The following is a 17,461-nucleotide window of genomic DNA, read 5'->3' as shown; positions in this document are numbered from 1 at the left end:
GCTAGCGCAACGTCGAGAACGCGAAGCCCGCCACTGCTGCTCCAACGGCTGCACCCGCGACCACTTGAGCCACCGTGTGGTCGTTCAGGACCGCCCTTGCCCACCCTGTCGCCACCACCAGCGGCCAGGCGAGCACGCTTCCCCATCCGAACGTCAGCATGAGGATGACTACCGTCCCCGCGGCGACGCCGGTGTGGATCGAGATCTGCCAGACCGCCGTGATGGCCACTGTGACGACCAGGCCGGCCAGCATGGCCAGCACCAGCGCGAGGAGGTCGCGCGGAGCGTCCTCTAGCAGCACCAGGAGGGTGAGTCCGACGATCACGGATACGACGCCGAAGCCGAGGGGCAGGAACCGCTGCCTCCGCTGCCGGACGTGCCGGTCGCCGATCCGGCCGCCCCGCACCGCCCACAGCAGGAACGCGTACGGGATGACGCCCGTGAACAACGCGGCCAGGCAGCCGTAGGCAAAGGCGATCAGCCCGCCCGCCTGGGCCCCCACGACGGGCGGCAAGACGATGGCAAGGTGCGCAGGGGAGAACACCTCGGTCAACAGACGCGCGGCGCGCTGCCGACGGTTCACCGGCTCTGCCTCGACCACGCTCACGTCGTCGAGTGTCCCGTTGAAGAGTCGACCCGCTCAGCTCTGACCGTGGCGACGACCGGTCGGGCGGCCCGCCGCGCCGCGTCGACAGCCCTCAACCGGTGCACCTCCTGCATGGGCGTGAGGTCACCAGAGGCACGACATTGTCGTGGTGACGCGGGGGCGGCGCCGGTCGCGCGAGCGTCCATCGCCAGCTCGAGGAGTGCGCGCTCTTCCACGGACGAGCGCATTCGTGCCGGCACGTCCCGCGCGACCTGGCGCCTGACTGCAGTTTCCTGAGCCGGGGGCACGTACTGATCGAGCACCAGCAGCCCGTCGAGGATCTCCACCAGCCGGCGGAAGAGCAGCAACTCAGCCTCGTGCCGTCGGGTAAACCGGCGGGAGGCGCCCGTCGTCGCCTCGTCAGACAGCGTGCGCTCTAGCGACACCTCTGGGGCGGCGGTCGTGACCTCGACCCAGAGCCGGCGCAGTCGCGCGTACTGGTAGGCCGCATGCACCTGTCGCAGCGGCCAGCGTTCGATGAGGGCGGGCCACATCACACCAGTAACGATGCCGACGATCGAGAGGGCGAGGAGCACGGGAGTCACGGTCCGCTCGGAGCCGGCGAGAGCCTGCTCAGGGGTTCCGGAAAGCCGGGCAGCCACGTACAGCACCTTGAGTGCGACGTAGATGAGCCCGGCCGCCACGCCCACCGTGACGAGCGACATGCCCGTCCGCAGTCCCCCCGGTGCCGTCTTGTGGCGGTACCACCAGGCCAGGCGACCGACGCTCGCCAAGGCGACGCCCAACGCGCCGAGGAACACCATCCAGTAGGCACCGATGACGGGCTCGTCGCCGTAGGCCGCGGTGAAGTTGGCGACTTGCCGGTCGGCCGGACTGAGCACGAACAGCGCGACCAGAAGGAGGACGACGAGAGCGGCCAAGGACCGCCGCGCTGCACGCCCCTTCCGCGCCTGAGGCAGGTCCTTCGTCAGGCCCCGCACGACCTCGTAGGACAGCCAAGCGGCCGCGACCACGAAGACGTGCTTGAGCATCTGGCTGACGTTGGCCGGCGCCGCCTCGACATCGACGGCGGCCGCCACGACCGGCATGTTGAGCGTGCTGGCGACGGCACAGCAGAGGAGGGCCCACCACAGGTCCCGCCGCGAAGGGTCTGCAAGCCGCCGGGCGCGGGCGATGACGGCAGCCCAGAGGACCAGCGTCGGACCGACGATCAAGAAGCTCACTGGGCCGGCCCGAAGAGCTGGTAAGCCCTGCCCACTGATCCGTCGTGGTCGTCACGAGGCGACGACCACGCCCGACGGCCGAGCAACAACCAGGCGAAGACCTCCGCCTCCTGCTCCTGAGCCGTCGTGTACGACGTCCGACCGAGCACCCGGTCGACGACCGACGGGTCGAGGCTGGGGAACAGGCGGGCGCGGTAGGCGCTCACGAGGGCCGGGTCTGCTTCATGGTCTGCCAACAGGTGACCAAGCTCGTGAGCGACGATGTTGTCGCGCTGCGCGCCCGTGGTCGTCTCCTCGATGAACACGACGTCGGCGTCCGGCAACGGAACCCATAGCCCGCACGGGGCACCCGCCACCGCGAAGCGGTAAGGGACCAGGAGCAGCGGACGGTCACGCACGTGCGCCAGGCGCTCGACGAAGACATCGAGCTCGAAGGGGTCCGGGACGTCGAGACCCGCGAGGCGGCTCTCGCAACGCCGCCGCAGGTCGAGTTCTTCGGTACCGCACGCGGAGCGTCTGCGCCCGAGGCGACCCACGATCGACATGCTCACCGCCCCCGCGGACCGGTTGGCTACACCCGTGTCAGTGCATTACCCATCAGAGTGTGACACGTCGCCAGGAGTGTCGTCAGAGGGCTGTGGACGACCGCCGCCACGTCGCCGCGACTCGCCTTCAAGACGTCGTGCACCGTCGATGACATCACGCACCAGACCGAGGCTCTCCGGCGACAATCCGGCGGCGCGAAGAGCCACCGACCGAACGCCGGCGTCGCGCATGGCGGTCAGCAACGCGAGCTCGGCGTCGATGCGCTCGGCTGCGGCGTCGTCGAAGAAGTAGGCCGTCTCCACACCGAAGTACCGGGCGAGCGCCTGCAGGTGCTTGAGCGTGGGGTTGTCCTTCAGCCCCGTGCGCAGCTGCCAGATGTACGACGGGGAGATCGTCGGGCCGCCTTGGTCGGCGATGGCTGCCGCGACCTCGCGGTAGGTCGGCTCGTCGGCTCCGCGGGAGCGGACGCTCGCGAAGAGGTGGTCGAGCTTGGAGGCGAGGGAGCGAGGGGTCGCGTCGTCGGCCATGCGTCGCTCCTCTCGGCTCGGTGGGACGTCAGCACGAAGTATGGCTTCTCAGTCGGTCTCTTGATCACCAACTCGGACAGGCGACGCGGACCGCGGATCCATCTCTACAGCACCACACCGAGCGCCCGCAGGAACGGCACCGGGTCGACGAACTCGCCGCCGCGCTGGACCTCGAAGTGCAGGTGGCAGCCGGTGCTCATGCCGTTGCTGCCGATCCGTCCGATCGCGGTCCCGGCGGCGACCGGCGTCCCGACGCTGACGAGGACGTCCTCGTTGTACATGTGCGCGTAGCGAGTGAGCACCCCGCCGCCGTGGTCGATGACGACGAGCGTGCCGTAGCTGGAGGCCGGCCCTGCGCGCACTACCTGGCCTGGTCCGGCCGCGTAGATGGGCGTCCCGCACGAGGCCGCGATGTCCATGCCGCTGTGGAGCTTCCGCACGCCGGTGATCGGGTGGATGCGGTACCCGAACGGGCTGCTCAACCGCCCGGTCGCCGGCTTGATCCAGCCGTCCGTCGTGATGTTGCCCGGACGCAGCGGTCCGCAGCTGCTCGCCGGCACTGCCCCGCTCAGCGCTGCCACCACCTCGACAGCGGCGGCCCAGTACCGCTCGTAGTGGTACGGGTCCGCGTTCCGCTGGGTGCGGTGCGCGGCGATCGTCGGTGGCAGCGACTCCCACCCGTCGACAGCCAGCAGGGCGCGGTAGAAGTTCGTGGACGAGATCAGCGGATCCATCCGGTCCGCGTAGCTCCCCCACGCGCCGTTGTCACGCTGCTGGAACAACCCTCGGCTGTCCGGCCCGACCGCGTCGCCGTAGTCGAGGACGCGCAGACCGGACTCGCCCATTGCCGTCATGACGGCGATGAGCTGCGCTCGGGCAGGGACGCCGAGCGCCCCGCCGGCAGTCACGATGGCTGCGGCGTTGGCCAGCTGCTCACCGTCGTAGCCGGCGACGCCTCCCAGCGGCACGCCGTCCGGATCAAGGACCACTGGCGCACCGCAGGCCGCGGCGGGGGGCGGTGGGACTAGCGCTATCCCACCGACGCAGCCACCGAAGAGCAGCGTCACGCAGAGCAGTGCGCCGACGAGGCCTCTCACTGCTTCGGCTCGGGGGTCGCAGGCGGAACGAAGCGCTCGACGATCCACGGCTCCCCTGGCCCGGCCCGGGACAGCAGGACGGTGTAGACACCGACGTCCGTCCCGACGTCGACCTCGGCGAGGAAGGCGCTCGGAGGGTCACTTGCCGGGAGGAAGCCGTACTTCACCGCGCCGACGGGGACGTTCTCCGGAGCAGTAGCGGCGTAGGCCTCCTGGGCGGACGGCGACAGCAAGGGTTCGAGCTCACGCCACCATGCGCTCGCCTCCAGGTCCGCCCCGAAGGCGGTCACCGCGGTGATCGCAGCCCGGACCGCTGCGTCGCGAGAGGCCGCATCCCAAGAGGGAATCGCCATCGGCAACGCCTCGAGGTCGTCGTGACCGTCTTCCAGGACCGGCTCCCGCTGGACAGCTTCGTGATGCTCGGTTGCGGGCGGCTGGTCCTGCTGGACCGGGCCTTGCTCCCTGTCTCCAGGAGCCGTCGAAGGAGCGGACGACGCACAGCCGGCGAGCACAGTTGCCAGCAACGAAGCCACGGACACGACGAGCCGGCGGCGCCTGGAAGCGGCTCGCCTGCTCACGCCTGGGCTCCGTGCCGGTTGTGCCGCACCTCGAGGTGGTCGCAGACCTCGTCACGAAGGATGACCCACGTCGACCCAACCTTGTACGCGGGGATCTCTCCGTCGCGAAGCCAGCGGTAGACGGTCGGCTCACGTACCCCCAGCAGCTCAGCGACCTGAGGGACCGAGAGCCGGCGCGGGAGGTCCCCCAGCAGCTCATGGATATGTCGCGCCATCCGGTCGCTCCTCACAGCAGTCCACAAAGAAGAGGTTGCGTCGCTTGTAGACTGTGATGCACAAAGCGGCGTAGCGTCCACCCCTGTCGCCAGATGTGAACAGGCGGCGTCCAGGCTCACAGGCAGGAAGGAACAGCCGTGATCGGTGTCCTCAGCGTCCCGCTCGCTTCGGTGCCACGTCCCAACCCCGGCGCGCCGCCCGGATCCGCTCAGTTCCTCACGATCCTCAACTGGGTGTCGTGGGGTGCGCTCGTGATCTGCGTGGCGGGGGTCATCTTCGCGGGGATCGCGATGATCATCTCGAGCCGCCGGGGCGAGGGCGGTGAGCACATCGGCAAGCTCGGCACCGTCCTCGCCGGCTGTGTCGTGGTGGGCGCGGCGTCCGGCTTCGTGACCGCGCTCGTCTGAGGCGCCGGGCAGCGGGGCGGGGGATTCGATGACGGACACGAACGACGAGGCGGCCAGCTCGCCACGACGCCGCGGCTTCGTCGTAGCGGCGGTCTTCGTCGCCGCGCTGCTGGTCGCGGCCGTCGTGGCGCTGGTCCTGCCGACTGCCGACCCGGGCCAGCGGCAGCCGTCGGCGGCGGAGCCACCGGTCGCCGGGGCGTCCGCCACGGCCACCGACCGAGGGACGGCTGGCGCCGAGTGCGACCTGCCCTTCTCGGACCAGACCGTGCCGAGGACGACCCCGACGGACACGCAGTGGGAGCTCGTCGGACGTGTGGCCGCCCCGACCGCACCGGAGACCCACGGCCCGGCCGTCACCGAGCCGGTCAGGTCCTGCTTTGCCCGCACCCCGACGGGTGCGCTGTACGCCGCGGCGAACGCTCTCGCCGCAACGACGCTCCCCGACGGCGGCCGCGTGCTCGCCGAGGATCTCGCCGCCGAGGGCCCCGGCCGCGACGTCGCCCTCGACAACCTCCCCGACTCGCCTTCAACGCCGGTGGACTCGGGTGCCCCGTTCCAGCTGGCCGGTTTCTCGTTCCTGTCGTGGACCGAGGACGAGACCGTCATCGACCTCGCCGTCCTCGGCGTCGCCGATCAGCAGGGCGTGTACGCGCACACTCCGATGACCCTGCGCTGGGAGCGAGGCGACTGGCGCCTCGTCTACAGCCCCGAGGGCGCTCCCTTCCCCCGCGTGCAGGCGTTGCCCGGACTCGCCGGCTACGTGCCGTGGAGCGGCACGTGACGACGCCTGCAGCTCCGCAGTGCGAGGTCTGGCAGTTCGACTGCCAGCTGCAGGAGGTAGCAGCCGGGGTGCTGACGGACACGCTGGCGCGGCTGGCCGCGGCGGTCGGCGACGCCGTAGGCGCCGTGCTGACGTCGCTGTCGACGCTGTGGGTCGACATCGGAACGCCCAACCTCACGACGTCGGGCAACAACCCGTCCGACGCCGTCGCCTTCATCCAGGGGTCGCTGTGGTGGTACATGGCCGCCGCGGCAGTCCTGTCGGTCACCGTGGGCGGCGCGCGCATGGCCTGGGAGCGCCGAGCAGAGCCCGGTCGAGACGTCCTCCGCTCCCTCATGACGCTCGCCGTCGTGTCCGGATCCGGCCTGGCCGTCATCGCGCTGGCCGTGCAGGCAGCGGACGCCTTCGCCGAGTGGATCATCGACCGCTCGACGGTCGGCACCGACTTCGGCGAGAACCTCGGCGCCCTGCTCCTCACGCCGCTCATCACACCGACCGCCGTGGGCGACGGCCTCCCCGCGCTCCTCGTCATCGTGCTCGGCGTCGCGGGGATCGTCACCTCGTGCGTCCAGATCATCCTCATGATCGTCAGGTCGGGGATGCTCGTGATCCTCGCCGGGATCTTCCCGCTGTCGGCCGCCTTCACCACCACCGAGACGGGACGCACCTGGTTCCGCCGGTGCTGCGCATGGCTGCTGGCCTTCATCCTCTACAAGCCGGCCGCCGCCATCGTCTACGCGACGGCGTTCCGCCTGTCCGGGGCCGACCTGTTCGGCGACGAAGCAGGCGCCGGCATGCTCGACGTCCTCGTCGGCGTCACGATGATGGTGCTCGCCATCCTCGCGCTGCCGGCTCTCATGCGGTTCGTCACGCCGGCCGTCGGCATCATGGCCGCGTCCTCGAGCGGTGCAGCAGCGGGACTCGCCGTCGCTGCCATGGGCGCCATGCCGAGTGGCGCCGCGTTCGCGCGCAGTGGCCGGAGCGGCGCTGACGGCTCCAGCGGCCCCTCTGGCTCGCGCGGGTCGGGAGGCGCTGGCTCGAACCAGGGCGCCTCAGCCGCGCGCCCGCCGAGCGAGCCTGCGGGCGCGGGAGCCGCCGGCGGCGCCTCACGGGGCGCCGCGACCACGAGCGCGGCCGGCGCCGCGGCAGCTCGTGTCCCGGCCGCCGCCGCAGCCGCAGGCGGTCCGGCGACGGCCGCCGCCGTGACGGCCACGAAGTTGACCGTCCAGACCGTCAGCGCGCTCAAGCAGTCGGCCGACAGCGCGACATCCGGAGCCGATGGGGGACCTCATGGCAGTCGCTGAGACGACGAGCACCCGCCCACGCACGTACGGCAACTGGCGGCGCCCGACCACACCGGGACTGCTCGGCATGGGCGCGCTCGGCACGCTCGTGCTCTTCGTCGGGCTCGTCAGCCTCATCATCACGTGGTTCACGGGGGGCTTCCGCGCGACGGTCCCGACGGCAGTTCTGTTCGCGTCGGCTCTTGCGCTGCTCGCCCTCCGGGACCGCCACGGCGCGACGGCAGCCGAGCGGCTCGGACGGTGGGGGCTGTGGCGGATCGGCCGTCGACGGGGGTTGCACCTGTACCGGTCTGGGCCACAGTCGTCGGCCCCATGGGGGACCTACCAGCTGCCCGGCCTGCTCGCCCCGTCGCAGCTAAGCGAGTGGACCGACTCGTGGGGCCGCCCCTTCGCCCTGCTGCGCGTGCCCTCGACCGGCCACTACTCCGTCGTCTTCGCCACCGAGCCGGACGGTGCCTCGCTGGTCGACGCCGAGCAGGTCGACCTGTGGGTCGCGCAGTGGGGGGCCTGGCTGGCGTCCATCGGCTCCGAGGCGGGCCTCGTGGGTGCGAGCGTGACGGTCGAGACGGCACCGGACTCGGGCAGCCGGCTCAAGCAGGAGGTCGAGAAGCAGGCCGCCGCGGACGCGCCAGCCGTCGCCCTCGCCATGCTGTCCGAGGTCGTCACGCGCTACCCGGAGGGTTCGGCCACCATCCGCGCGTGGGTGACCCTCACCTTCTCGGCCGCCCCTCGACCGGGCGCACGCCGACGGACGGCCGCTGAGGTCGGCCGCGACCTCGCCTCCCGCCTGCCGGTCGTCAGTCAGGGGCTGCTCGCCACCGGCGCCGGCGGCGTCCGGCCGGTCGGAGCGCAAGAGCTCTGCGAGTTCGTCCGCGTCGCGTACGACCCGTCGACGGCGCTGACGCTCGACGAGGCGCGCCACGACCGGTCCGTCCCCGAGCTGCGCTGGAGCGACGTCGGGCCGACCGCGACGGAGGCGACCTGGTCGACTTACCGGCACGACAGCGCCGTCTCGGTCACCTGGGCGATGACCGCGCCGCCGCGAGGCGAGGTGTACAGCTCGGTGCTGCACGGCCTGCTCAACCCGCATCCCGACGTGGACCGCAAGCGCGTGACGCTCGCCTTCCGTCCCCTGGACGCCGCCCGCGCGGCGCGCATCGTGGAGATCGACAAGAGAGCCGCCGACTTCCGCGCGACGGTCAGCGACCGCCCGTCCGCACGGGCGATCAGCGAACAGCGCTCCGCCGCCGCCACCGCGGCGGAGGAGGCGCTCGGTGCCGGGCTCGTCGACTTCTCCCTGCTCGTGACGGCCACCGTCGCGGACGAGGACCGCCTTCCCGACGCCATCGCCGCGATCGACATGCTGTCAGCCTCCGCCCGCCTACAACTTCGTCCGATGTACGGCTCGCAGGACGTCGGCTTCGCCGCGTCGCTGCCCCTCGGTCTGGTCCTTCCGGCGCACTCGGCCCTGCCGACCTCGATCCGGAGCGCGCTGTGAGTCTCCGCCGGCGAGCCACCCCGCCGCGAGGAGGTCGTCGACCCGGTCCGCGCGGATGGGCAGGACCCGGACGAGGAGCGGCTGCGCTCGTCGAACCGGCACCCGAGTTCCGAGGGACGACGGTGCAGGTGTGCGGGCTCTACCCCTTCGCCGCGGGCACCGGCTCGCCGATCGTCGGCGTACCCCTCGGCCAGAACCTCATCAGCGGGGCCACCGTCGGGTGCGACCCCATCTCGTGGTTCCGTCGCGCCAACCTCATCGCCAACCCCAGCGCGTTCGTCCTCGGCCTCCCGGGGCTCGGCAAGTCGACGGTCGTGCGACGGATGGCTCTCGGCCTGGCCGGCTACGGCGTCCTGCCGCTGGTCCTCGGTGACCTCAAGCCCGACTACCTCGATCTCATCACCGCCATGGGCGGCGACGTCCTGCCCCTCGGCCGCGGCCGCGGACACCTCAACGTCCTCGACCCCGGCGAGTCGACCTCTGCGGCACGCCGCCTCACAGGTCGGGCGCGGGAAGAGGTGCTCGCCGACGCACACGGCCGTCGCCTCACCACCGTGAGCGCCCTGTTGACCATCGCCCGCACCGCTCCCCCCAGCGACCGCGAGGAGGCGATCCTCGACCGCGCACTGCGCGTTCTCGACGACCGCACGGTCGACCGTGGCGCCGTGCCCGTGCTCGGTGACCTCGTCGAGGTGCTGCGCTCCGCACCGGCCGACGTGCGACAGGTCGCGCTCGACCGAGGTGACATCGACCGGTACCGGGCGGTCACCGAGGGGCTCGAGGCGTCGCTCGTCGCTCTCGTCGAGGGCGGCCGGTTCGGGCGGATCTTCGCCGCGCCGACGACCGCGCCGATGCGCCGCGACCGTCCGGTCGCCTTCGACGTCAGCGCCATCGGCGACGGCGAGACCGACCTGCAGGCCGCCGTCCTCCTCGCCTGCTGGTCGACCGGGTTCGGCGCGATCAACGTCGCGCACGCCCTGGCCGACGCTGGCCTCGAGCCGAGGCGCCACTACTTCGTCGTCCTCGACGAGCTCTGGCGCGCGCTGCGTGCTGGCCGAGGCATCGTCGACCGCGTCGACGCCCTCACCCGACTCAACCGGCAGCGCGGGGTCGGGATGGCGATGGTGTCGCACACCATGAGCGACCTGCTCGCGCTGCCCAGCGAGGAGGACCGCATGAAGGCCCGCGGCTTCGTCGAGCGGGCCGGCATGGTGATCTGCGGAGGGCTGCCGTCGGCGGAGATCCCGATGCTCACCTCGGCGGTGGGCATGTCGCGCGCCGAGCGGGACCTGGTGACGAGCTGGACCACTCCCCCGTCGTGGGACTCGGCGGTCGGCGACGCTACCACCCCGCCGGGGCAGGGCAAGTTCCTCATCAAGGTCGGCGGACGTCCGGGCATCCCCGTCCAGGTCACCCTGACGTCTGTCGAGGGGAGCCTGAACGACACGAACAAGAAGTGGCGCGCCGTCGACCCCGCCACCCTTCGCGGCGCAGACAGCCCCGACGGCGTCGAAGTCGCCCCCGCGGCGCGCATCGACCTGGACGCCATCACCAACCCTGTCGAGTCCGTCCAGGCGATGGACCTCGTGGCCCGCGAGCAGTCGGCGCGGTCGATGCCCGACTACGACGCTGAGACTGCATCACTTGCTGCCTCCTCGGAAGTGTCGACATGAGCGCGACGACGAAGCGGACCTCGACCGCCGCCGCCGGCGAGACGACTCTGCTGTGGGTCGGTGTCCTCGGCGCTGCACTCGTGACGGGCGTCGTTGCCGGAGCTGCGCACCTCGGACACCGCCTCGACGACACAGGAGTCCAGCTGCCGCATAACCCCTTCTCCGTCCTCTTCGGCGTCCTGAGCGGAACCCTCCCGTGGACGACGTCGGCGACCTCGGTCGCCGGCGGCCTCACAGCAAGCCTCGCGGCGGCGGCTGCCACTGTGGCCGTGCTGTGGTGGCGGCGCGGCGCCAGCCGGGTGGCCGTCGACCGAGCCGCTCCGCATCTCACGCGCGGCTCGGCGCTGCGGCCAATGAGCCGTCTGGGTGCGACGGCTACCGCGTCCCGGCTCGGCGTCGAGGGCTCACCAGGACTGCCGCTGGGTTGGTCGCTCACGGGGCAGGAGCTGTTCTCCTCGTGGGAGGACAACGCCGTCGACATCTGGGGTCCCAGGACCGGGAAGACGACCGCCCGGGCGATCCCCGCCGTTCTCGCGGCTCCCGGGGCGGTGCTGGCAACCTCGAACAAGCGTGACCTTGTCGACGCCACCCGCGACCCGCGGGCAGAGCTGGGACCGGTGTGGGTCTTCGACCCGCAGGGCGTCGCCGAGGAGGAGCCGAGCTGGTGGTGGAATCCTCTGACGTACGTCACCGACGAGGTGAAGGCCTCGATCCTCGCCGACCTCTTCGCCACAGCGGCCCGTGACCCCGGCGCCCGCACCGACGCGTACTTCGACGCCGCCGCCCGCGAGCTACTGGCCGGCCTGCTCCTCGCGGCCGCCGTCGCACGACGGCCCCTGACGCAGGTCTACCTGTGGCTCACCGACCCCACGGACGACGAACCGGTCGCCCTGCTTCGCGAGGCGGGTTACCCGCTCCCCGCCTCGTCGGTGTCCGGAGTCGTGAACGCGCCCGACAAGCAGCGGGCGGGCGTCTACGGCACCGCCCAGCAGCAGGCGTCCTTCATGACGAACCGCCAGGCGATGGCCTGGGTCACCGATAGCCCTGCCGGCGGCGGTGTCGCCACACCTGACCTTGGCGGGGCGCTGAACAGGCGTTCGCGGAGGCAGTTCTCGACCGAGGACTTCGTCCGGACCACCGGCACGCTGTACTCGCTGTCGAGGGAGGGCCGAGGCTCAGCGGGACCGCTCGTCGCCGCCCTCACCGTCGCCGTGACCGAGGCCGCCGAACAGCTGGCCATCGGGTCCGCTGGCGGCCGGCTGCCCGTGCCGCTTGTGGCGGTCCTCGACGAGGCGGCCAACGTCTGTCGCTGGCGCGAGCTGCCCAACCTCTACAGCCACTACGGGTCCCGCGGCATCGTGATGATGACGATCCTGCAGTCCTGGTCCCAGGGGGTCGAGGTGTGGGGCCGTGACGGCATGCGCAAGCTGTGGTCCGCGGCCAACGTCAAGGTCTACGGCGGCGGCGTCAGCGAGGTCGAGTTCTTGTCCGAGCTGTCGCAGCTGATCGGTGACTACGATGTCCGCTCAGTCTCGACCTCTACCGGAAGGAGCGGCCGCTCCACTAGCCGCTCCGTGCGCCGCGAGCGGGTCCTGGACGTCTCCGACCTCGGCTCGCTGCCCCGTGGGCGCGCGCTGCTCTTGGCCTCCGGCGTCGCTCCCACGCTCATCAAGACCGCGCCGTGGATGACGGGACCGCACGCGAAGGCGGTCCTAGCGTCGATCGCTGCTCACGACCCCAGCGCCCGTGTACGCATGGAAGCGACGGGCTGATGCCGGGCGCTCCGGAACGCGATGATGCCAGCGCCACCGGCGTGTTCGACCTGCCGCCTGACGAGTGGGACGACGTCACGCCTGAGGGCGGCGAGCCGGCGGGCCTCGACGGCGAAGCACCGCAGCTCTACTTCCCCAACGTCGAGGTGTTCGTCCTCGAGTACCTCGCCCCAACCTACTGCCGCTCCCTGGAAGGGACGCAGCGGGTGTGGTGCCCCCAGTGGTGGCGCCACGCCGAGGCCATCAACCGGCTGGAGGCACTGTGGCGCGCCTGGGAGCACCTCCGCCTCGACCCAGCCACCGGCATGAGCGTCTGGTGGCGCGACCACGCGGACCCTCACATGGCGGCCCTCCTCGCTCCTGACGGCCCGTTCAAGGGATGCGGCACCGAGCGTGGTCACCAGCCTCGGTCAGCCCCGTTGCCCGTCTCAGCGGCTCCGGTCGGCCTCTTCGCTTGATCGGAGCTGCAGTTCGTCCCGCACTCGGATGGCAAGCCGGCACAACGAGCGGTCGCCGGCGGCGTCGAGGGCGTACGCCCGCCCTTGACGGTCTCGCAGGGGATCGTCTACTGAGATCGCCCGAGCGAACGAGGGGACGTCCTCCCCATCGGCGCCGGCGGAATGGGGAACCGGTGGCCACGCCGACGCGTCAGACTCGGCATGAGGGCAGCGGCGTCGACGGTCGCGTTCGCCTTGCTCCTGAGTGTGAGCGGGTGCGGTGGCGGGGCGCCCGCCGTGTCCGGGGCCGCGCCGGTCGAGGTGACCGGGACCACTTGGGTGCTGGCGGAGGCGACGGTCGACGGCGCCTCGATCGACGTCCCCGAGGGCAGTCGCGTCACCCTGATGATCGACGGTGACCAGGCGGGGGGCACGTCGGCTTGTAACCGGTACGGGGCCTCGTGGAGCGCCGACGGGGGGCGGGTGACGGTCGGGATGCTGTCGGGCACCGAGATGGGGTGCGAGCCGAACGTCATGGCGGCCGAGTCGACCTACCTGGCAGCGCTCCCGCAGGTGACGGCTGCGGCGCGGGACGGCGAGAGCCTGCGGCTGACCGGCGACGAGGTCGACCTCGTCTTCACGTCGCAGGAGGGGGTGCCGGTCGAGGCGCTGATTGGCACTACTTGGCGTCTCGACACCCTCATCGACGGCGACGCCGCCGCGTCTCCTGCAGGAGAGGTCGCGACGCTCCGGCTGGAGGAGGACGGCAGCCTCAGCGGCTCGACCGGCTGCCGCCAGCTGTCCGGCTCCTACGTCGTGAACGGCGACGAGGTGCAATTCGGCACGTTCGCCGCCGATGGCAAGTGTCCCGACGAGCTGACGACCCAGGACTCGCACGTCGTGGAGGTGCTCGGTGACGGGTTCCAGGCGGCGGTCGAGGGCGACCGGCTGACGGTGACCAAGGCCAGCGGGATAGGGCTCGTGTACGTGGCTACGAGCTGACACAAGGCGAACGACCCTGTCCGCTCTCGGCCTCGGTCAGCCGTTCCGTCTAGCGATCGGTGTCCGGGACGGCCCTGCGCTGCAGAGATCAGCGGGCACCTCTGTCCGCGCTCAAGACGTTGAGGAGTTCGTGACGAGGGCGTGGAGGTAGCGGTCAGTGACGCGTCGCTGCACGGCAGCGGCCACGGGGGCACCCAGGCGGGACCACCAGCGGCCGGGCCTAGAGAAGGCCACGATCTCCAGCGTCACCGCTCCTTCCTCACCACGGCGGACCATGAACGACTCCTCGCCCTGCTCGGGGTGCCCGGGCAGGGTGCCGTACGCGAAGCCGCGGACGCTGGGCTCGTCGACGACCCGCACGACGCGACAAGGGATGGCCACGCGAACCGGGCCGGCCGACCACGTCAGTCGGACGTCGCCGCCAAGCTCAACCGGCGGGGTATTGGCCGGCACGGTGAGGCCGGACCGTCGGTGCATTTCCCAGGTCATCAGCGCTTCCGCCGCCCGCGCGAAGTCCTCGGCCCCGTGACCGAGCAGCGCGCTGCGACGGAGGTGGTGGTAACCGGGTGGGAGCTCGCCAGCGGTCGCGCCGACCTCCGGGTAGGTCAGACCGGACAGCATCACGACTCCGGATCGGTGGTTGTCACCATGGCCTCACCGGGCACCGGGTGCATCCGCATGAGCCAGATGCTGCCTGACCGCAGCATGGGCCAACCGCACCGGCCCCGAGCCACGGGGGCCGTCGCCATCGACCGGACACCGATCGGCTGACGGTGCGTCGGTGATCGGTGCTCGCGATGTCGTCCGGCGCCAGGCGCTCGGCTTACCTGCTCACCTCCTCCAGGTGGCAGCATCTCCGTCCTTACAGGGCCCCGACGGCTGTCTGAACGGCTGCTACGACTGCGGACACCGCGGCGCTACCTGCCGCTGTCCCGACGCCAGAGGTCGTCGCGTCGCGGAGGCGCGCGACGAGCGCCGAGAGCTGCCCCCTGTCGGGCGCCGGCGCATCCGCTTCTGCCCGCAGGGCCCGGGCCGCGTCGACCGCTTCCTGCTGGGCGTGCTCGTCGGTCAGCGGTGCGACGTCGAGCACCTGGTCGAGTCCGTCGAGGTGCTGAAGCAGCACCCGCCGGGAGTCCTCGGAGATGCTCCCGTGCTGCGTGTTGGTCGACCCGGGAGAGCGGTCGACGCTGTTGACGACGGCGTTCCCGCCGATGTTGTAGATCGCTCCACCACCAGGCGCGGCACCAGCCGGGGCGTCTTGCCTGTCCAGCCACGCCTCTCCCTGAGAGGTGATCTCCGGTCGTTCGATGCGCTCGTGGCCGGCTGAGGAGATGCCCTTGATGAGGCCGTCCTCGAAGAGCGACCGACTGGCCGCGGCCAGGGCCTTCTCGGAGAAGGGGCGACCGACCCAGACGTTGCCCTCCGCCTCGCCGAAATGCTTCCAGTCGCCCTCGCTGGAGGGACGGTCGTCGTGCTTGGCGTCGTAAAGCCACCCGAGGACGGCCCGGCGACAAGCGGTGTTCCGGCGGCGCAGGTCGTTGCGGAGGCTCTGCCGTTCCCGAAGAGCTGCGTGGCCTACTGCCGAGATGACCCAGACGTCGTCGTTCAAGCCGGGGTTTATTCTGCGGTCCAGGTACCCGGCGGCCGCGAGATCCTGCAGCGCGCGCTCGGCCGCGTCTTGCGCCGCCTGCGTCGTAGCTGCCTGCCTCACGTGAGAGGGGTGCTCAACGCCGTCTGCGTCGGTGCCCTCCGCGACCTCCTCCAGTGCGCGCATCCGCTGCTCGTGCAGTCCGGTGTCGCCCCCGTGCTCGCCATGCCCCGACGGTAGGTCAACCCTTGTCGGCAACGCGGGATATTCAGGACGGGACCGATGTCCACGGTGTCGTCCCCGTGCCATCCCGGTCGAGGATCGTCGATCGGATCAGTGCGGCAGCGCTGTAGACGGTGGTGGACCGTCGCCTCGGGTGACTCCTGCCTACGTCATGTGGGGAGCGCGGGTCTGTGGGACCAGGGCGGGGACGAGTCGGACGTAGACGACCATGCCGATGAGCTCGACGAGGGTCTGGGTCATGGCGATCGCCGGCGCCAGGGACAGCGAGGCGGGCAGCGCGAGGGCCAGGGGCAGGATGACCAGGCCGTTGCGGGTGGCTCCGCTGAACACCAGGGCCCGGCGGGCGGGGACGTCGAGGCCGAAGGCCTTGCCGGTGAGCGTTCCGACGAGGGCCATGACGGCGAGGAAGCCGGCGAAGACCGGCACCACGCGCAGCAGCTGCCCGGCGGCGCCGGCGGCCAGCTGGGCCTGGGAGGCCACGACCACGGTCAGGGTGGTCATCATCAGCGGCACCATCAGCGCCTGCAGCAGCGACTGCAGGCGGACGCCCACCTGGGAGCGACGGGCCAGGGCGTGGGTGGCGGCGGCCGCGGTCAGGGGCGCGACGATGAGGACGAGGAAGGCCTCGACGAACGGCCCGGGCTCCACGACGCCGAGGCCCTCGGGGCCGATGAGGAGGAACAGGTACACCGGCAGCAGCAGGAACTGGACGAGCATCAGCAGCGGGGACGCGGCCAGCAGCCGTTCGGAGGCGGCGCCGGCCAGGCCGCTGAAGACGATGACGTAGTCGATGCACGGGGTCAGCAGCACCAGCAGCACCCCGAACAGCAGGGCGGGCTCGTCGGCCACGAACCGGGACAGGCCGTAGGCGACCACCGGCACCAGGACGAAGTTGAGGACCAGGACGGCGGCCATGAACCGCCCGTCGCGCGCGGCCCGGCCGATGGCGGCGAACGGGATGCCGAGGAACGTCGCGTACAGCAGCAGCGCCAGCACCGGGTTGATCGCGACCTCGAGACCGGCCGAGTCGGGCACACCGAGCCCAAGGGCCACACCGGCGGCGATGGCCAGCACGTACAGGGCGATCTGGTGCCGCTCCAGCCAGGCCACCAGACCCTGCCCGGTCCCACCCTCGCTCTCATCGGTGGTGTCGGTCATCATGCCCCCCGCGGGGGCATCGGCAGGGACTGTAACAACGGCAACGCGGGTGTGGGGGTGGGCACGGACGGGACCGTAGAGATTCGAGTCGCTGGAAGGTCAAGCCGGCCGGGTGTGGCTACCGTCGCTGGGTGCGTATCGCCGAGGTCAGCCGTCGCAGCGGGGTCGCGGCCCACACCCTGCGCTTCTACGAGGACGCCGGGCTGCTGCAGGTGGCGCGCTCGGCCAACGGCTACCGCGACTACGACGAGGCCGACCTGGTGCGCCTGGACCTGATCGAGGCCAGCAAGGAGCTCGGCCTCTCGCTGGAGCAGATCGGGGAGCACCTGGCGGTCCTGCGGACCCGCTCGTGCACCGACGTCCGCGAGCATCTCGCCCCGCTGCTGGCCGAGCAGGTCCGCCGGCTGGAAGCCAAGCGCGCCCGCCTCGAAGCGCTCAGCACCCGCCTCGGCGCCGCGCAGGCCGACCTCGCCGCCTGCCCCGACTCCGACGCGCGCTGCTCCTCCGAGTGCGTCATGAAACGGCAGCACCCCGACCGCTGAACCAGTCGTGACCGATAGACGACCGCCTGCTGGCACACGGACCGGCCCTCAGCGGCGTCGCCGGTGGGCTCACCTGGCCGTCCAGCAGGGGATCGGCATGCGGGGATGGGCCTACGTGGCCGTGACGCGACGCGCCCTGCACCACGCCCACAGGGCGCACAGCCGGCAGATGAACATCCCAGGAGTGCCACCGAGCTCAGCCAGGCGACGATCAGCCCGCCCGCAGCAGCCACAGGTGAGCCCGGAGCCAGTCTCGTTGCTC

Annotated in this window: 19 protein-coding genes; 9 read left to right on the top strand and 10 right to left on the bottom strand. The window is 71.4% G+C overall.

Translation table 11 applies throughout. The features are described from left to right. Position 1: 1 nt before the first annotated feature. From WAB14_RS10940 to WAB14_RS18245, 7 genes are all read right to left on the bottom strand, one after another. Complete coding sequence (locus WAB14_RS10940) at positions 2–607, bottom strand: phosphatidic acid phosphatase (protein WP_340269748.1); 606 nt, start codon at positions 605–607, stop codon at positions 2–4. Continuing rightward, positions 604–1,830 carry an MAB_1171c family putative transporter gene (locus WAB14_RS10935; RefSeq protein ID WP_340269747.1) on the bottom strand — a complete coding sequence of 409 codons (1,227 nt, stop codon included), beginning with the start codon at positions 1,828–1,830 and terminating at the stop codon, positions 604–606. Before WAB14_RS10935 ends, WAB14_RS10940 begins: the two co-directional genes overlap by 4 nt. Further along, a complete protein-coding gene (locus WAB14_RS10930) occupies positions 1,827–2,375 on the bottom strand; it encodes a hypothetical protein (protein ID WP_340269746.1) in 549 nt (182 codons plus the stop codon). Before WAB14_RS10930 ends, WAB14_RS10935 begins: the two co-directional genes overlap by 4 nt. A gap of 45 nt (positions 2,376–2,420) precedes the next feature. Beyond that, the gene (locus WAB14_RS10925) at positions 2,421–2,903 is read right to left on the bottom strand and encodes a helix-turn-helix domain-containing protein (RefSeq protein WP_340269744.1); all 483 of its coding nucleotides are present in this window, start codon (positions 2,901–2,903) and stop codon (positions 2,421–2,423) included. A 104-nt stretch (positions 2,904–3,007) separates the two neighbouring features. After that, on the bottom strand, positions 3,008–3,892 hold the full coding sequence (locus tag WAB14_RS10920; protein ID WP_340269743.1) for a M23 family metallopeptidase: 885 nt from the start codon (positions 3,890–3,892) through the stop codon (positions 3,008–3,010). 104 nt (positions 3,893–3,996) lie between these two features. Then, positions 3,997–4,578: a hypothetical protein gene (locus WAB14_RS10915; RefSeq protein WP_340269742.1), complete on the bottom strand. Its 582-nt coding sequence runs from the start codon at positions 4,576–4,578 to the stop codon at positions 3,997–3,999. Next, positions 4,575–4,793 carry a helix-turn-helix domain-containing protein gene (locus WAB14_RS18245; RefSeq protein ID WP_377003001.1) on the bottom strand — a complete coding sequence of 73 codons (219 nt, stop codon included), beginning with the start codon at positions 4,791–4,793 and terminating at the stop codon, positions 4,575–4,577. Before WAB14_RS18245 ends, WAB14_RS10915 begins: the two co-directional genes overlap by 4 nt. A 138-nt stretch (positions 4,794–4,931) precedes the next feature. Here WAB14_RS18245 and WAB14_RS10910 point away from each other — a divergent pair, with 138 nt between their 5' ends. The 8 genes from WAB14_RS10910 (at position 4,932) to WAB14_RS10875 (ending at position 13,668) form a co-directional block, all read left to right on the top strand. Further along, positions 4,932–5,201, top strand: a complete 270-nt coding sequence (locus tag WAB14_RS10910) for a hypothetical protein (RefSeq protein WP_340269741.1) — start codon at positions 4,932–4,934, stop codon at positions 5,199–5,201. A 28-nt stretch (positions 5,202–5,229) separates the two neighbouring features. Then, positions 5,230–5,982, top strand: coding sequence for a DUF8175 domain-containg protein (locus tag WAB14_RS10905; protein WP_340269740.1), 753 nt, complete (start codon positions 5,230–5,232; stop codon positions 5,980–5,982). Further along, on the top strand, positions 5,979–7,286 hold the full coding sequence (locus WAB14_RS10900; RefSeq protein ID WP_340269739.1) for a TrbL/VirB6 family protein: 1,308 nt from the start codon (positions 5,979–5,981) through the stop codon (positions 7,284–7,286). Before WAB14_RS10905 ends, WAB14_RS10900 begins: the two co-directional genes overlap by 4 nt. Continuing rightward, entirely contained in the window at positions 7,273–8,784 is a 1,512-nt protein-coding gene (locus WAB14_RS10895; RefSeq protein WP_340269738.1) for an SCO6880 family protein, read from the top strand. Before WAB14_RS10900 ends, WAB14_RS10895 begins: the two co-directional genes overlap by 14 nt. Positions 8,785–8,912: 128 nt before the next feature. Further along, positions 8,913–10,457, top strand: a complete 1,545-nt coding sequence (locus tag WAB14_RS10890; RefSeq protein WP_340269736.1) for an ATP/GTP-binding protein — start codon at positions 8,913–8,915, stop codon at positions 10,455–10,457. After that, positions 10,454–12,229 carry a type IV secretory system conjugative DNA transfer family protein gene (locus WAB14_RS10885; RefSeq protein WP_340269734.1) on the top strand — a complete coding sequence of 592 codons (1,776 nt, stop codon included), beginning with the start codon at positions 10,454–10,456 and terminating at the stop codon, positions 12,227–12,229. The genes WAB14_RS10890 and WAB14_RS10885 overlap by 4 nt, the downstream gene beginning before the upstream one ends. Positions 12,230–12,270: 41 nt before the next feature. Next, positions 12,271–12,687 carry a DUF4913 domain-containing protein gene (locus tag WAB14_RS10880; protein ID WP_340269732.1) on the top strand — a complete coding sequence of 139 codons (417 nt, stop codon included), beginning with the start codon at positions 12,271–12,273 and terminating at the stop codon, positions 12,685–12,687. A 246-nt stretch (positions 12,688–12,933) separates the two neighbouring features. Beyond that, positions 12,934–13,668: an META domain-containing protein gene (locus WAB14_RS10875; protein WP_340269731.1), complete on the top strand. Its 735-nt coding sequence runs from the start codon at positions 12,934–12,936 to the stop codon at positions 13,666–13,668. A gap of 111 nt (positions 13,669–13,779) precedes the next feature. Here WAB14_RS10875 and WAB14_RS10870 read toward each other — a convergent pair whose 3' ends face one another. From WAB14_RS10870 to WAB14_RS10860, 3 genes are all read right to left on the bottom strand, one after another. After that, positions 13,780–14,289 carry a DUF1990 family protein gene (locus WAB14_RS10870; RefSeq protein WP_340269729.1) on the bottom strand — a complete coding sequence of 170 codons (510 nt, stop codon included), beginning with the start codon at positions 14,287–14,289 and terminating at the stop codon, positions 13,780–13,782. Between the two features lie 241 nt (positions 14,290–14,530). Next, positions 14,531–15,442 carry a hypothetical protein gene (locus tag WAB14_RS10865; RefSeq protein WP_340269727.1) on the bottom strand — a complete coding sequence of 304 codons (912 nt, stop codon included), beginning with the start codon at positions 15,440–15,442 and terminating at the stop codon, positions 14,531–14,533. Positions 15,443–15,643: 201 nt separating this feature from the next. Further along, positions 15,644–16,657 (bottom strand): arsenic resistance protein, encoded by a 1,014-nt coding sequence (locus WAB14_RS10860; protein ID WP_340269725.1) that lies wholly within the window; start codon positions 16,655–16,657, stop codon positions 15,644–15,646. A 131-nt stretch (positions 16,658–16,788) separates the two neighbouring features. Here WAB14_RS10860 and WAB14_RS10855 point away from each other — a divergent pair, with 131 nt between their 5' ends. Continuing rightward, positions 16,789–17,199 (top strand): MerR family transcriptional regulator, encoded by a 411-nt coding sequence (locus WAB14_RS10855; protein ID WP_340269723.1) that lies wholly within the window; start codon positions 16,789–16,791, stop codon positions 17,197–17,199. Positions 17,200–17,461: the final 262 nt, after the last annotated feature.

Source organism: Aquipuribacter nitratireducens (assembly GCF_037860835.1).
In the GTDB taxonomy this organism is placed as follows: Bacteria; Actinomycetota; Actinomycetes; order Actinomycetales; family JBBAYJ01; genus Aquipuribacter; species Aquipuribacter nitratireducens.
This window is presented reverse-complemented; position numbering and strand designations above follow the sequence as displayed.

What these genes read in the sequence shown, in the direction of transcription:
- WAB14_RS10930 (WP_340269746.1), bottom strand. Translation starts at nt 2,375, where the DNA reads ATGTCGATCGTGGGTCGCCTCGGGCGCAGACGCTCCGCGTGCGGTACC.
- WAB14_RS10925 (WP_340269744.1), bottom strand. Translation starts at nt 2,903, where the DNA reads ATGGCCGACGACGCGACCCCTCGCTCCCTCGCCTCCAAGCTCGACCAC.
- WAB14_RS18245 (WP_377003001.1), bottom strand. Translation starts at nt 4,793, where the DNA reads ATGGCGCGACATATCCATGAGCTGCTGGGGGACCTCCCGCGCCGGCTC.
- WAB14_RS10905 (WP_340269740.1), top strand. Translation starts at nt 5,230, where the DNA reads ATGACGGACACGAACGACGAGGCGGCCAGCTCGCCACGACGCCGCGGC.
- WAB14_RS10895 (WP_340269738.1), top strand. Translation starts at nt 7,273, where the DNA reads ATGGCAGTCGCTGAGACGACGAGCACCCGCCCACGCACGTACGGCAAC.
- WAB14_RS10885 (WP_340269734.1), top strand. Translation starts at nt 10,454, where the DNA reads ATGAGCGCGACGACGAAGCGGACCTCGACCGCCGCCGCCGGCGAGACG.
- WAB14_RS10870 (WP_340269729.1), bottom strand. Translation starts at nt 14,289, where the DNA reads ATGCTGTCCGGTCTGACCTACCCGGAGGTCGGCGCGACCGCTGGCGAG.
- WAB14_RS10865 (WP_340269727.1), bottom strand. Translation starts at nt 15,442, where the DNA reads ATGCGCGCACTGGAGGAGGTCGCGGAGGGCACCGACGCAGACGGCGTT.
- WAB14_RS10860 (WP_340269725.1), bottom strand. Translation starts at nt 16,657, where the DNA reads ATGACCGACACCACCGATGAGAGCGAGGGTGGGACCGGGCAGGGTCTG.